Genomic DNA, 14,347 nt, shown 5'->3' on the forward strand with positions numbered 1-14,347 from the left:
GGTGGGGTGGGGGGCGGGGGTTAGCTGGTGCGGTCGGCGATGTAGTCGCAGAGGGATTCGAGGGCGTGGCGGGCCGGGTTGTGCGGGAGCGGAGCTAGCCGGGTCCTGGCGTCCTCGGCGTAGCTGCGGACGGTTTCCCGGGCGCGCTTGAGCGCGGGGGACTCGCGGAGCAGGCCGAGGGCCTCGGCGTGCAGCGCGTCGTCGACCAGCGGGCCGGTGGCCAGGATCTCCCGGAGCCGCACCGAGGCGGCGTCCGAGTCGTCCGAGGCGAGCGCGTAGAGCACCGGCAGGGTCGGTACGCCCTCGCGCAGGTCGGTGCCGGGCGTCTTGCCGGACTGCGTCGACTCGGAGGCGATGTCGAGCAGGTCGTCGGAGAGCTGGAAGGCCACCCCGATCGTCTCGCCGTACCCGCCCAGGGCCTCGATGTGCTCGGGGGACGCCCCGGCGAACATGCCGCCGAAACGGGCCGAGGTGGCGATCAGCGAACCGGTCTTCCCGGCGATGACGCTCAGGTAGTGGGCGACCGGGTCCTCGCCGTCCCGAGGGCCGACGGTCTCGGCGATCTGCCCGTGGACCAGCCGGGCGAAGGTGCGCGCCTGCAACCGCACCGCCTCGGGGCCCAGGTCGGCCGCCAGATCGGCGGCCCGCGCGAAGAGGTAGTCGCCGACCAGGATGGCCACGGAGTTGGCCCAGCGCGAGTTGGCGCTCGGGGCGCCCCGGCGGACGGCCGCCTCGTCCATCACGTCGTCGTGGTACAGCGTCGCGAGGTGGGTGAGCTCCATCACCACGGCGGCCGGTACGACGTGCGGATCGGCCGGGTCGCCGAACTGCGCGCCCAGCGCCACCAGCAGCGGGCGGAACCGCTTTCCGCCGGCCTCCATCAGGTGCCGGGCCGCCTCGGTGACGAGCGGGTCGGCGCTGGCCACGCTGGCCCGCAGCTCGACCTCGACATCCTCCAGCAGGCCCAGCACGGAAGCCTCGACGCGGGGATCGGCGAGATGCAGGCCGAGCGCGCCGAACTGACCCGTGCCCTCCCGACCCCGACGACCGCCGGAGCCGGTGGCACCTGAACGCTCGCCAGCCGGAATCACCACGTGTTCAACCATGCCACACCCGTTCGACCTGCCCCGGACAGGGGGACACGGACCGGGGGCCGGTACGCCACGGCGTACCGGCCCCCGGTGGGACAACGTTGGTCATCGCACGAATTCGGCGGCACCGTTGGCCAGATCGAGCAGCGGCGCCGGGGCGACCCCCAGGACCAGGGTGGCCAGCACGCCGATCACCAGGGCCGCCGAGGTGAGCGCGCCCGGCACCGTCACCGTGGGGGTGGCGTCGCCCGGCTCGGAGAGCCACATCATCACCACGACCCGCAGGTACGGGAAGGCCAGCACCATGCTGGTCAGCACGCCGGCGATCACCAGCCAGGCCTGGTTCGCGTCCAGCGCCGGGGCGAAGACGGCGAATTTGCTGGTGAAGCCGCTGGTCAGCGGGATACCGGCGAAGGCCAGCAGGATGAAGGTGAAGATCGAGGCGAAGAACGGCGACCGCCGGCCCAGGCCCGCCCAGCGGGACAGGTGGGTGGCCTCGCCGTCGGCGTCCCGGACCAGGGTCACGACGGCGAACGCGGCGAGCACCGAGAAGCCGTACGCGACCAGGTAGAACATCGTGCCGGAGAGGCCGTCCTTGCTCGGCGCCAGCACGCCGACCAGCAGGTAGCCGGCGTTCGCGATCGACGAGTAGGCCAGCAGCCGCTTGATGTCGGTCTGGGTGACCGCCAGCACCGCACCGACCAGCATGGTCAGCACCGCCACCGCGCCGAGCACCGGGGTGAAGTCCCAGGCCGCCCCCGAGAAGGCGACGTGGAAGACCCGCAGCAGGGCGCCGAACGCGGCGACCTTGGTGCAGGCGGCCATGAAGCCGGTGACCGGCGTCGGGGCGCCCTGGTAGACGTCCGGCGTCCAGACGTGGAACGGCGCGGCGGCCGCCTTGAACAGCAGGCCGATGGCGAGCAGTGCCATGCCGGCGAAGAGCAGCACCGGGCTGGCCGGGGAGTCGGTGACCGCGGCGTGCACGGTGGCGAAGTCGACGCCGGCCGTCCGGCCCGGGATGCCCGAGGTGAAGCCGTAGATCAGCGCCACCCCGAAGAGGAAGAACGCCGAGGCGTACGCGCCGAGCATGAAGTACTTCATCGCCGCCTCCTGGCTCAGCAGCCGCCGGCGGCGGGCCAGCGCGCAGAGCAGGTAGAGCGGCAGCGAGAAGACCTCGAGCGCGATGAACATGGTCAGCAGGTCGTTCGCCGCCACGAAGATCAGCATGCCGCCGATCGCGAAGGTGGCCAGCGGGTACACCTCGGTGGTGCCGCCGACGCCGTCGGCCTGCCGCCGGTCGTCGGGCGACTCGGCGGTGACCGCGGCGTGGGCGACGAACGCCCCGCCCCGCTCGACCGAACGCTCACCGATGAGCAGCAGCGCCATCGCGGCGAGGATCAGGATCGCGCCCTGGAGGAAGAGCGTCGGCCCGTCCACCGCGAGCGCCTGGCCCGCGGTGATCAGCCGGTCGTCGGAGTTGAGGATCACCATGGTCAGCGCGCCGAGCACCGCCACCAGGGCGAGCGCGAGCTGCACCCCGTTGCGCAGGCGCGGCGGCACGAACGCCTCGACCAGGACGCCGACCAGGGCGACGCCCAGCATGATCAGGATCGGAGCGAGCGCCGCGTAGTCGATCGACGGCAACTTCAGCTCGGTCATTTTGCGGCCTCCTGGACGCTGCCGACCGTCGGGGCGGGATCGGTCCGACCGACGTCCTGCATGGTCGCGCGGACGGCGGGGTTGATGACATCGGTGACCGGCTTGGGATAGAAGCCGAGCAGCACGATCAGCGCGATCAGCGGGGCGACCACGACCTTCTCGCGCAGGGTGAGGTCGCGGCGCATGCCCTCGACCTCGGTCAGGGCCGGGTTGAGGGTGCCCTGGGTGGTGCGCTGCACCATCCACAGCACGTACGCGGCAGCCAGGATGATGCCGAGCGTGGCGATCACCGCGACCGGCTTGTTGGTGGTGAAGGTGCCGATCAGCACCAGGAACTCGGAGACGAACGGCGCGGTGCCGGGCAGCGCCAGCGAGGCGAGACCGGCGAAGAAGAGCACCCCGGCCAGCAGCGGGACGAGCCGGCCCGCGCCGCCGAAGTCGCTGATCAGGGCCGACCCGCGGCGCGCGATCAGCATGCCCACCACCAGGAAGAGCAGGCCGGTGGCGAGGCCGTGGTTGAGCATGTAGAGCACCGCGCCGGTGCCGGCCTGGGTGGTGAAGGCGAAGATGCCGACGCCGATGAAGCCGAAGTGCGCGATCGAGGTGTACGACACCAGCCGCTTCAGGTCGTTCTGGCCGACCGCCAGCAGCGCCGCGTAGATGATGCCGATCACGCCGAGGGCCAGCGCCCACGGCGCGAACCAGCGCGACGCCTCGGGGAACAGCGGCAGGCAGTACCGCAGGATGCCGAAGGTGCCGACCTTGTCCAGCACGCCGACCAGCAGCGCCGCCGCGCCGGCCGGGGCCGCGCCACCGGCGTCCGGCAGCCAGGTGTGGAACGGGAAGAACGGCGCCTTGATCGCGAAGGCGAGGAAGAAGCCGAGAAAGAGCCAGCGGGCGGTGCCGGTGGAGATGTCCACCTGGCTCAGCGCCTGCCAGTCGAAGGTCTTCCCGCCGACCACCCAGAGGCCGATCACCGCGGCCAGCATGAACAGGCCGCCGACCAGCGAGTAGAGGAAGAACTTCACCGCCGCGTACTGCCGCTGGTGGCCGCCGTAGCTGCCGATGAGGAAGTACATCGGGACGAGCATGACCTCGAAGAACACGTAGAACAGGAAGACGTCGGCGGCGGCGAAGACGCCGATCATCGTGCACTCGAGGACGAGCAGCAGGGCGAAGTAGACGGGCACCGACCGCTTGGACGACTCGGCGTCGTGCCAGGACGCCAGGATCACCAGCGGCACCAGGATCGCGATCAGCATCAGCATGACCAGCGCGATGCCGTCGGCGGCGAAGGTGAAGCTGACGCCCCAGTTCGGGATCCAGGCGTACGACTCGCGGAACTGGAACCGATCACCGTCGGCCTGGAAGGTGATCCACATGATCACCGACAGCACCAGCACCAGCAGCGACCAGCCGAACGCCACCAGCTTGGCCAGCTCCGGCGACCGGCGCGGCAGCAGGGCCACGACCAGGGCGCCGACCAGCGGTGCCACGGTCAGCACCGAGAGGAACGGGAAGTTGGACATTATTCGGCCTTACCTCCGTCGTGACTGCGTGGCCCGCCGGCGGGGGCGGCCGGGTTGAGGTCGATCACGCCAGCCACCCCGCCTGCACCGCCAGGAACGCCGCCACCACGAGCAGCGCGCCGGTCAGGATCGAGGTCGCGTACGACCGCACGAAACCGGTCTGCAGCCGCCGGAGCCGGCCCGAGCCCCCGCCCACCGCGGCGGCGAGACCGTTGACCAGCCCGTCGACGCCCCGGTTGTCGAGGAAGACCAGCGCCCGGGTGAGGAAGATGCCCGGCTTCTCGAAGACCGCCTCGTTGACGGCATCGGTGTAGAGGTTGCGGCGGGCGGCGGTGACCAGCACGCCGGCCGGCTGCGGCTCGATGGCCGTGCCGTTGCGGAACAACGCCCAGGCCAGTCCGGCGCCGAGCACGGTGACCAGGACCGACAGGATGGTGATCACGACGTGCGGGAGCACGGCGTGCGGCTCACTCCCGGCCTCCTCGCCGAGCACCGGCGTCAGCCAGGAGACCACCCCGTCGTTCCACGTCATCAGGGCACCGGCCAGCACCGAGCCGGCCGCCAGCAGGATCAGCGGAACGGTCATCAGCTTCGGGGACTCGTGCGGGTGCTCGATGTCCTCGGTCCACCGCTTCGGGCCGTGGAAGGTGAGCACGAACAGCCGGGTCATGTAGAAGGCGGTGAGCCCGGCGCCGAGCAGCGCCGCGCCGCCGAAGAGCCAGGCGGTCCAGCCGTCCCGCTCGAACGCGGCCCCGATGATCGGCTCCTTCGAGAAGTAGCCGGACAGCGGCGGGATGCCGATGATGGCCAGCCAGCCCATCATGAAGGTCAGCCAGGTGACCTTCATGTACTTCGACAGCCCGCCGAAGCGGCGGATGTCCACCTGGTCGTGCATGCCGTGCATGACCGAGCCGGCGCCGAGGAACATGTTGGCCTTGAAGAAGCCGTGCGCCAGCAGGTGGATGATGGCCAGCGCGTACGCCCCGCCGCCGAGGCCGACGCCGAGGAACATGTAGCCGATCTGACTCACCGTCGACCAGGCCAGCACCCGCTTGATGTCGTCCTTGGCCGCGCCGATGACGCAGCCGAGCAGCAGGGTCAGGGCGCCGACGCTGACCACCACCAGTTGGAGGGTGGCGTTGGCCGAGAAGATCGGGTTGGACCGGGCGATCAGGTAGACGCCGGCGGTGACCATGGTGGCCGCGTGGATGAGCGCCGACACCGGGGTCGGGCCCTCCATCGCGTCCGGCAGCCATGCCTGGAGCGGGAACTGGCCGGACTTGCCGGCCGCGCCGAGCAGCAGCAGCAGGCCCAGCACCAGGACGGTGGTGCCGGTCAGGGAGCCGACACCGTTGAAGACCTCGTCGTACTGGGTGGTGCCGAGGGTGGCGAACATGACGAAGATGCCGATGGCCAGGCCGGCGTCGCCGACCCGGTTCATCAGGAACGCCTTCTTGCCGGCGGTGGCCGCGCTCGGCCGCCCGTACCAGAAGGAGATCAGCAGGTACGACGCCAGGCCGACGCCCTCCCAGCCGAAGTAGAGCATCACGTAGTTGTTGCCGAGCACCAGCAGGAGCATCGCGGCGACGAAGAGGTTGAAGTACCCGAAGAACCGCCGGCGGCCCTCGTCGTGCGCCATGTACTCGACCGCGTAGAGGTGGATCAGGAAGCCCACCCCGGTGATCAGCAGCACGAAGACCGCGGCCAGCGGGTCGAAGAGCAGGCCGAAGTCCACCTTGAAGTCGCCGACCGAGATGAACTGCCACAGGCTCTGCTCGACGGACTTGTTCTCCAGCCCGCGCAGCTGGAAGAAGTAGGTCAGGCCGAGCACGAAGGCGGCACCGATGGCGGCCACCCCCAGCCAGTGCCCCCAGCGGTCGGCCCGCCGGCCGAGCAGCAGCAGGATCGCCGCGCTGACCAGGGGGATCGCCACGAGCAGCCAGACGCTGCCCAGGAGCCCCGAGGCTTCGGCGTATCGAACGGTCTCTTCCACCGGGGACCCCTCAGTACTTCAGCAGGTTGGCGTCGTCGACGCTCGCGGAGCGTCGAGTCCGGAAGATCGACATGATGATCGCGAGCCCGACCACGACCTCGGCCGCCGCCACCACCATCACGAAGAACGCCATGATCTGGCCGTTCAGGTCACCGTTGATCCGGCTGAAGGTGACCAGGGTCAGGTTGGCCGCGTTGAGCATCAGCTCGACGCACATGAACAGCACGATGGCGTTGCGCCGGATCAGCACGCCGACGGCGCCGATGGTGAACAGCAACGCCGCGAGGATCAGGTAGTAGTCCGGGGTCACTTCTTCTCGGTCCCCTTCAGCGAGGTCTCCTCGGCGGTCAGCTCGCGGACCGGCAGGATGTCCGGGGTGCTGCGCTCGGTCAGCCGGCCGTCGGGCAGGCGGGCCGGGGTGGCCACCGAGGAGGAGGTGGCGAAGATGCCCGGGCCGGGCTTCGGGCCGGGGTAGTTGCCGGGGCGGAACCGGGCCTTCATGGTGGCGACCTGGTCCATCCGGTCCTCCTTGCGCCGCTCGACGTGCGCCAGCACCATCGCGCCGACGGCCGCCGTGATCAGCAGCGCGGAGGTCAGCTCGAAGGCGAAGACGTACTTGGTGAAGAGCAGCCGGGCGATGCCCTGCACGTTGCCCTCGGCGTTGGCCTGTTCCAGGCCCACCGCCTGGACGCCGTGCAGAGCCCGGTAGAGGCCGCTGCCCACCAGCCCGGCGAAGCCGAGCCCGAGCACCACCGCGGCGACCCGCTGTCCGCGCAGCGTCTCGATCAGCGAGTCGGAGGCGTCCCGGCCGACCAGCATCAGCACGAACAGGAAGAGCATCATGATCGCGCCGGTGTAGACGATGATCTGCACCATGCCGATGAACGGGCCCGCCTGGAGCACGTAGAACACGCCCAGGCAGAGCATGGTCAGCACCAGCCAGAGCGCGGAGTGCACCGCGTTGCGGGCCCAGACCATGCCGATCGCGCCGATCAGCGCCAGCGGGGCGAGGATCCAGAAGGTGACCTCCTCACCCCCGGACACCTGGCCCGCCGCGGCGAGCACCGTCTGCGTGGTCATGCGCCGTCTCCCTTGCCTGCCGCTGCCCGCTGGGCCGCCTGCTCGGCGCCGGGGAAGGTCACCTCGGGGTGCTCCTCCACCTGGTACCGGCCGGGGCCCATCGGCGAGTGCTCGGCACCGGCCGACGTGCCCGGGTTGGTCAGCGAACCGATGTAGTAGTCCTTCTCGCTGTCACCCAGCCGCATCGGGTGCGGCGGCTGCTCCATCCCCGGCAGCAGCGGCGCGAGCAGCTGCTCCTTGGTGAAGATCAGGTCCTGCCGGTTGTCCCGGGCCAGCTCGTACTCGTTGCTCATGGTGAGCGAACGGGTCGGGCAGGCCTCGATGCAGAGCCCGCAGAAGATGCACCGGGCGTAGTTGATCTGGTAGACGCTGGCGTACCGCTCACCCGGGGAGAAGCGCTGCTCCTCGGTGTTGTCGCCACCCTCCACGTAGATCGCGTCCGCCGGGCAGGCCCAGGCGCACAGCTCGCAGCCGATGCACTTCTCCAGCCCGTCCGGGTGCCGGTTCAGGATGTGCCGCCCGTGGTAGCGCGGCGCCGAGACCGGCGGCTTGAACGGGTAGTCGGTGGTGACGACCTTCCTGAACATGTGCGAGAAGGTGACCCCGAAGCCCTTGAACGTTCCGGTGATCGCGCCCACGTCACACCTCCCTGGAGTCCGAGCCGGCGGCGATGTTGGCCGGCTCCCGCTCGGCGACCACGCGCTTGGTGCGCGGGCTCGGTGGTACCTGCAGGTCCATCGGCGGCAGCGGGAAGCTGCCGTGCGGACGGCTGTTGGCCTGTTCCTGGAGCGTCGGCTTCGGCTCCCGCTTCTTGGACGGCCAGAAGAGCGTGGCCAGCAGCAGCACGCCCGCGCCGATCGCGGTGGCGAGCAGCCGGTGCCGGGTCTGCCAGTCCTCGATCGAGCGCAGCCCGGACAGGACCAGGATCCAGACCAGGTTGATCGGCAGCAGGACCTTCCAGCCGAAGCGCATGAACTGGTCGTAGCGGAGCCGGGGCAGGGTGCCCCGCAGCCAGACGAAGACGAAGACCAGGATCAGCACCTTGCCGAAGAACCAGAGCATCGGCCACCAACCGGAGTTGGCGCCGGCCCAGAAGGTGGTGATGGGCGCGGGCGCCCGCCAGCCGCCGAGGAAGAGCGTGGTGGTGACCGCGGACATGGTCACCATCGAGACGTACTCGGAGAGCATGAACAGCGCGAACTTCAGCGAGCTGTACTCGGTCATGAAGCCCGCGACCAGCTCGGACTCCGCCTCGGGCAGGTCGAACGGCGCCCGGTTGGTCTCACCGACGGTGGCGATGAAGAAGATGATGAAGCTGGGCAGCAGCAGGATCGCGTACCAGCCCGGGGCCGGGACGTCGACACCGCCGATGCTGAGCTGGGTGCCCTTCGCCTGGGCGGCGACGATCCCGCTGGTGGACATCGTGCCGGCGGTCATGAAGACCGCCACGATGCTCAGCCCCATCGCGACCTCGTACGAGATCATCTGGGCGCTGGACCGCAGACCACCGAGCAGCGGGTACGTCGAGCCGGAGGCCCAGCCGCCGAGCACGATGCCGTAGATGCCCATCGAGGAGCAGGCCAGCAGCACCAGCACCGCCACCGGCACGTCGGTGACCTGCAGCGGCGTGTGGTGACCGAAGATGCTGACCATCGGGCCGAACGGCACCACCGACAGGGCGGTCACCGCGCAGATCACCGAGATGGTCGGCGCGAAGAAGTAGACGACCTTGTCGGCGGCCCGCGGGAGGATGTCCTCCTTGAAGGCCATCTTCAGGCCGTCGGCGAGCGTCTGGAGCAGGCCGAACGGGCCGACCTGGTTGGGGCCGGGCCGGACCTGCATGTAGCCGACGACCCGGCGCTCGAACCAGACGCCGAGCAGCGTGGCCAGCAGACCGAAGACGAAGGCGAAGACGATCTTGATGAGGACCAGCCACCACGGGTCCTTGCCGAAGTCGGCCAGCGTCGGGTCCTGCGCGGCGAGGTAGAGGTTCACTGGACACTCCCGGAGTTGAGGAGCGGACCCGGACGCCCGGCCTCGTCCGCCGCGACCCGTTCGGCCGGGACGGCCACGGTCGGGACGGAGAGCCGTACGACCGTGCCGGACGTCGCGCCGAGGCTGCGCCGCACGGTCGAGCCGGGTGAGTTGGTCGGCAGCCAGACGACGCCGTCCGGCATCTCGGTGATCGCCGCCGGCAGGGTGACCGCCCCGCGGTCGGTGCCCACCGTCACCGGGTCGCCGTCGGCCACGCCGAGCGCCTCGGCGGTGCCCTTGCCCAGCCGGACCACCGGCGGGCGGGCGGTGCCGGCGAGGTGTTCGTCCCCGTCGGTCAGGCTGCCCAGGTCGATCAGCTGGTGCCAGGTGGCCAACACCGCCTCGCCGGGCCCGGGCTGTCGGACGGTGGCCGGCTCGACCGTGGGGACGGCCGGGCGACCCACCCGGGTCGGCGGCAGCGCGCCCAGCTCCCGGCGGACGCTCATCACGTCGCCGGTGCCGAGCCGCACGTCGAGCTGCGCGGCGAGCGCGTCGAGCACCCGGCCGTCGGTCATCGCGGCCGTCTCCAGCACCGCGTCGAACGGGCGCAGCCGGCCCTCCCAGTCCAGGAAGCTGCCGGCCTTCTCGACCACCGGGGCGACCGGGAACACCACGTCGGCCCGGCGGGCCACCGCGCTCATCCGCAGCTCCAGGCTGACCAGGAACGGCACCGCGTCGAGGGCCTGCTCGGCCAGTCGCGGGTCGGCCAGGTCGGCCGGGTCGACGCCGGCCACCACCAGGGCGCCGAGCTGGCCGTTGGCCGCAGCGGTGAGGATGCCGTCGGTGTCCCGGCCGGCCTGGCTGGGGATCACCCCGGCCGCGATGTCCCACGCCTCGCCGAGCTCGGCCCGGGCGGCCGGCTCGGTGACCGGGCGGCCACCGGGGAGCAGGTTGGGCAGGCAGCCCGCGTCGACCGCGCCCCGGTCACCCGCGCGCCGCGGCACCCAGGCCAGCTTCGCGCCGGTACGCCGGGCGATGCCCGCCGCGGCGGACAGCCCGCCCGGCACGGCGCCCAGCCGCTCGCCGACGACCAGGATCGCTCCGGGCTGGCTCAGCGCCTCGGCGACCGTGGCGTGCTCGGCCAGCACGCTGGCCTCCTCGCCCGGCACCACCCGAGCCAGCTTGGCCCCGAGCTTCTCCAGGCCGCGGGTCGCGAACGGCGCGATCGCGTACACGGTGAGCTTCTTCTTCAGGTACGCCTTGCGCAGCCGCAGGAAGAGGATCGGGCACTCCTCCTCCGGCTCCAGGCCGACCAGCACCACCGCGGGCGCGTTCTCCACGTCCGCGTAGGTGACGTCGGTGGCCCCGGCCACGGTGCTGGCCAGGAAGTCGGCCTCCTCGCGGGAGACCGGCCGGGCGCGGAAGTCGATGTCGTTGGTGTTCAGCGCGACCCGGGCGAACTTCGCGTACGCGTAGGCGTCCTCGACGGTCAGCCGGCCGCCGGTGAGCACCGCCGTGCCCCGGCCCCCGTCGCGGGCCGCGCGCAGCCCCTCGCCGGCCCGGGTCAGCGCCTCGCTCCAGGAGGCCTCGCGCAGCTCACCGGTCCGCTCGTCGCGGACCATCGGGGTGGAGATCCGGTCGAAGGCGCGGGTGTACTGGAAGCCCCACCGCCCCTTGTCGCAGTTCCACTCCTCGTTCACCGCCGGGTCGTCGCCGGCCAGCCGGCGCAGCACCTTGCCGCGCCGCCAGTCGGTGCGCTGGTCGCAACCGGCCGAGCAGTGCTCGCACACGCTCGGAGTGGAGACCAGGTCGAACGGGCGGGCCCGGAACCGGTACTGCGCGCCGGTCAGCGCGCCCACCGGGCAGATCTGCACGGTGTTGCCGGAGAAGTACGAGTTGAACGGCACGTCACCCGCGTCGCCCTCTTCGCCGTACGCGTCGTCCCGATAGATGTTGATCTCCTCGGCGGACGACCGGCCCATCAGGTCGATGAACTTGTCGCCGGCGATCTCCTCCGAGAACCGGGTGCAGCGCTGGCAGAGCACGCAGCGCTCGCGGTCGAGCAGCACCTGGGTGCTGATCTCCATCGGCTTCTCGTACTCCCGCTTGTGCTCGTGGAACCGCGAGTCCGTCCGGCCGGTGGACATCGCCTGGTTCTGCAGCGGGCACTCGCCGCCCTTGTCACACATCGGGCAGTCGAGCGGGTGGTTCACCAGCAGCAGCTCCATGATCCCCTCCTGCGCCTTCTTGGCGACCGGAGAGGTGAGCTGGGTACGGACCACCATGCCGTCGGCGACGGTCTGGGTGCAGGAGGCGACCGGCTTGCGCTGGCCCTCCACCTCCACCAGACACTGCCGGCAGGCGCCGGCGGGGGCCAGCAGCGGGTGGTCGCAGAAGCGCGGGATCTCGGTGCCCATCTGCTCGGCGACCCGGATCAGCAGCGCCCCCTTGGGAGCGGTGACCTCGACGCCGTCGATGGTGAGCGTGACGGTCTCGGCGGCCTTCGCCACATCAGTCATCAGTGGGCTCCAACCAGCTGCTTGTCGGAGAGCTTCGGCGCGGTACGCCCCTCGATGTAGTCGAGGTAGTCCTGCTTGAAGTACTTCAGCGACGAGGTCACCGAACTGGTCGCACCGTCGCCCAGGCCGCAGAACGCGCGGCCCAGGACGTTGTCGCAGGTGTCGAGCAGGGTGTCCAGGTCCTCGTACGTGCCGTGGCCGGCGAGGATCCGCCGGTAGATCCGGGCCATCCAGTAGTTGCCCTCCCGGCACGGGGTGCACTTGCCGCACGACTCGTGGTGGTAGAACTCCATCCACCGGTAGGTCGCGTACACCGGGCAGTCCTGGTCGGAGAAGATCTGGGTGGCCGTGGTGCCCAGGATCGAGCCGGCCGCCGCCACCTGATCGAAGTCCAGCGGCACGTCCAGGTGCTCGGCGGTGAGCAGCGGGGTCGACGACCCGCCCGGGGTCCAGAACCTCAGCTCGTGCCCGGGCTGCATCCCGCCGGCCAGCTCGATCAGCTCGCGCAGGGTGATCCCCATCGAGCACTCGTACTGGCCGGGGTTGGCGATCCGGCCCGACAGTGAGTAGATCATCGGCCCGGAGGACTTCTCCGTACCCATGGTCTTCCACCAGTCGGCCCCGCCCAGCACGATGTACGGCACGCTCGCGATGGTGCCGACGTTGTTCACCACCGTCGGGCTGGCGTACAGGCCGTGGGTCGCCGGGAACGGCGGGCGCAGCCGGGGCTGGCCGCGGAAGCCCTCCAGCGAGTCCAGCAGCGCGGTCTCCTCGCCGCAGATGTACGCCCCGGCGCCGGAGTGCACGACCAGTTCCAGGTCGAAGCCGGTGCCCTGGATGTTCCGCCCGAGGTAGCCCTTGGCGTACGCCTCCTGCACGGCGTTGCGCAGCCGGCGGGCGGCGTGCACCGCCTCACCGCGGATGTAGATGTAGGCGCGGTTGGCCCGGATCGCGTACGACGCGATGATCACGCCCTCGACCAGCGAGTGCGGGTCGTGCGTCATCAGCGGCAGGTCCTTGCAGGTGCCCGGCTCGCCCTCGTCGGCGTTGACCACCAGGTAGTGCGGCTTGCCGTCGCCCTGCGGGATGAACCCCCACTTGAGACCGGTCGGGAAGCCGGCGCCGCCGCGGCCGCGCAGCCCGGAGTCCTTGATCAGCTGGATCAGGTCGTCCGGGTGGGCCTTGAGCGCCTTGCGCAGGGCGGCGTAGCCGTCCAGCTTCTCGTAGGTGCCGATCCGCCAGGCGTCCGGCGACAGCCAGCGCTTGGTCAGCACCGGCGTCAGCTTGGCCAGCGTCTCCGGCCGAGGAGTGGTCACTTCTGGCCCCCCGTTTCGCTCGCGACCGCCGGGCCCGCGCCATTGGCGCCCGACGACGCTTCCTTGAGGTTGCGCTCCTGCGCTTCGGCGGAGTCACCGGCGGGCTTGCCGTCGCCGGCCGGCGCGTTGGCCGCCGCACCGGCGGCCACCGCCTCCTGCGCGTCGCGCGGCGCCGGCGCGGTGGTGTCCGCCGGGACCTTGGTGCCGGGCGCGTCGGGCACGGCGGTCCGCGCGTCCGGCTGCCGGGTCTCGGCGGTACGCACCTGCGGCGACTTGTCATCCGGCGCCTTGACGTCCGGCGCGGTGCTGCCGGTGGCCGCCTCCGGCTTCACCGGCTCGGCGGCGCCCGGCGTACCCGTCGGGGTGGACGCGCCGTCGCCGCCCTTCGCCGGCTCGGCCGCCGGGGCCGGCTTCGCGGCCTCGGCCTTGGCCTTGGCCGCCGCCTGGTCGGCCTCGGCCTTGCTGCGGATCGGGGTGTTCGGGTCGAAGCCCGGCACCGCGATGCCGTGCTGCTCGGCCAGCCGCAGGCCGCGCAGGGTCGGCTCGCCCGGCCCGCCGTCGGCGACCGCGCCGTCGCGCTCGTCGGCGAAGCCGGCGAGCTGCACCGCCATCTCCTTCAGCGTGCAGAGCCGGGCGCCCCGGGTCGGCATCGGCCGGCCACCGGCGCGCAGCTCCTCGACCACGCCGAGCGCACCCTGCGGGTCGACGTTGTCGAAGAAGTCGTAGTTGACCGTCATCACCGGGCCGTAGTCGCACGCCGCCAGGCACTCGGCGTGCTCCAGGGTGATCTTCCCGTCGGCGGTGGTCTCGTCGTGCCCGACACCCAGGTGCTCGGCGAGCGTGTCGTAGACCTCCTGGCCGCCGAGCACGTTGCACATCGTGTTGGTGCAGACGCTGACCAGGTAGTCACCGGTCGGCTTGCGCTTGTACATGGTGTAGAAGGTGGCCACCGCGCCGACCTGGGCCTTGTTCAGCCCGAGCACCTCGGCGCAGAACTCGACGCCGGTCGGGGAGACGTAGCCCTCCTCGGACTGCACCAGGTGCAGCAGCGGCAGCAGCGCCGAGCGGGACCGGTCGGCCGGGTAGCGAGCGATGATCTCCCGCGCCCGCTCCCGGGTCTCTTCAGTGAAAGTCGTCGTCATCAGAGCCGCCCTTCGTTCGCGACTGCGGTGCTCCGCTTCGCTGC

The 14,347-nt window shown here is 71.1% G+C and carries 11 protein-coding genes; all 11 read right to left on the reverse strand.

The window, feature by feature from the left end:
* Positions 1-20: 20 nt before the first annotated feature.
* On the reverse strand, positions 21-1,106 hold the full coding sequence (locus OG799_RS27025; protein ID WP_406038787.1) for a polyprenyl synthetase family protein: 1,086 nt from the start codon (positions 1,104-1,106) through the stop codon (positions 21-23).
* A 90-nt stretch (positions 1,107-1,196) separates the two neighbouring features.
* On the reverse strand, positions 1,197-2,750 hold the full coding sequence (gene nuoN, locus OG799_RS27030) for an NADH-quinone oxidoreductase subunit NuoN (RefSeq protein WP_406038789.1): 1,554 nt from the start codon (positions 2,748-2,750) through the stop codon (positions 1,197-1,199).
* Positions 2,747-4,279 (reverse strand): NADH-quinone oxidoreductase subunit M, encoded by a 1,533-nt coding sequence (locus OG799_RS27035; protein WP_406038791.1) that lies wholly within the window; start codon positions 4,277-4,279, stop codon positions 2,747-2,749. Before OG799_RS27035 ends, nuoN begins: the two co-directional genes overlap by 4 nt.
* Positions 4,280-4,343: 64 nt before the next feature.
* The gene (nuoL, locus tag OG799_RS27040) at positions 4,344-6,272 is read right to left on the reverse strand and encodes an NADH-quinone oxidoreductase subunit L (RefSeq protein WP_406038793.1); all 1,929 of its coding nucleotides are present in this window, start codon (positions 6,270-6,272) and stop codon (positions 4,344-4,346) included.
* Positions 6,273-6,282: 10 nt separating this feature from the next.
* Positions 6,283-6,582 (reverse strand): NADH-quinone oxidoreductase subunit NuoK, encoded by a 300-nt coding sequence (gene nuoK / locus OG799_RS27045; RefSeq protein WP_406038795.1) that lies wholly within the window; start codon positions 6,580-6,582, stop codon positions 6,283-6,285.
* Entirely contained in the window at positions 6,579-7,352 is a 774-nt protein-coding gene (locus OG799_RS27050) for an NADH-quinone oxidoreductase subunit J (protein ID WP_406038797.1), read from the reverse strand. The genes nuoK and OG799_RS27050 overlap by 4 nt, the downstream gene beginning before the upstream one ends.
* The gene (nuoI, locus tag OG799_RS27055) at positions 7,349-7,990 is read right to left on the reverse strand and encodes an NADH-quinone oxidoreductase subunit NuoI (protein WP_406038799.1); all 642 of its coding nucleotides are present in this window, start codon (positions 7,988-7,990) and stop codon (positions 7,349-7,351) included. The genes OG799_RS27050 and nuoI overlap by 4 nt, the downstream gene beginning before the upstream one ends.
* Position 7,991: 1 nt before the next feature.
* Positions 7,992-9,347 carry an NADH-quinone oxidoreductase subunit NuoH gene (gene nuoH / locus OG799_RS27060; protein WP_406038801.1) on the reverse strand — a complete coding sequence of 452 codons (1,356 nt, stop codon included), beginning with the start codon at positions 9,345-9,347 and terminating at the stop codon, positions 7,992-7,994.
* Positions 9,344-11,845 carry an NADH-quinone oxidoreductase subunit G gene (locus OG799_RS27065; protein WP_406038803.1) on the reverse strand — a complete coding sequence of 834 codons (2,502 nt, stop codon included), beginning with the start codon at positions 11,843-11,845 and terminating at the stop codon, positions 9,344-9,346. The genes nuoH and OG799_RS27065 overlap by 4 nt, the downstream gene beginning before the upstream one ends.
* Complete coding sequence (gene nuoF, locus OG799_RS27070; RefSeq protein WP_406038805.1) at positions 11,845-13,161, reverse strand: NADH-quinone oxidoreductase subunit NuoF; 1,317 nt, start codon at positions 13,159-13,161, stop codon at positions 11,845-11,847. The genes OG799_RS27065 and nuoF overlap by 1 nt, the downstream gene beginning before the upstream one ends.
* Entirely contained in the window at positions 13,158-14,303 is a 1,146-nt protein-coding gene (nuoE, locus tag OG799_RS27075; protein WP_406038807.1) for an NADH-quinone oxidoreductase subunit NuoE, read from the reverse strand. Before nuoE ends, nuoF begins: the two co-directional genes overlap by 4 nt.
* Positions 14,304-14,347 lie beyond the last annotated feature (44 nt).

Source organism: Micromonospora sp. NBC_00898, assembly GCF_045207895.1.
Classification (GTDB): Bacteria; Actinomycetota; Actinomycetes; order Mycobacteriales; family Micromonosporaceae; genus Micromonospora.

Coding starts and splice junctions, on each gene's coding strand:
- nuoE (WP_406038807.1), bottom strand. CDS start 14,303: ATGACGACGACTTTCACTGAAGAGACCCGGGAGCGGGCGCGGGAGATC.
- OG799_RS27025 (WP_406038787.1), bottom strand. CDS start 1,106: ATGGTTGAACACGTGGTGATTCCGGCTGGCGAGCGTTCAGGTGCCACC.
- nuoN (WP_406038789.1), bottom strand. CDS start 2,750: ATGACCGAGCTGAAGTTGCCGTCGATCGACTACGCGGCGCTCGCTCCG.
- OG799_RS27065 (WP_406038803.1), bottom strand. CDS start 11,845: ATGACTGATGTGGCGAAGGCCGCCGAGACCGTCACGCTCACCATCGAC.
- OG799_RS27050 (WP_406038797.1), bottom strand. CDS start 7,352: ATGACCACGCAGACGGTGCTCGCCGCGGCGGGCCAGGTGTCCGGGGGT.
- OG799_RS27035 (WP_406038791.1), bottom strand. CDS start 4,279: ATGTCCAACTTCCCGTTCCTCTCGGTGCTGACCGTGGCACCGCTGGTC.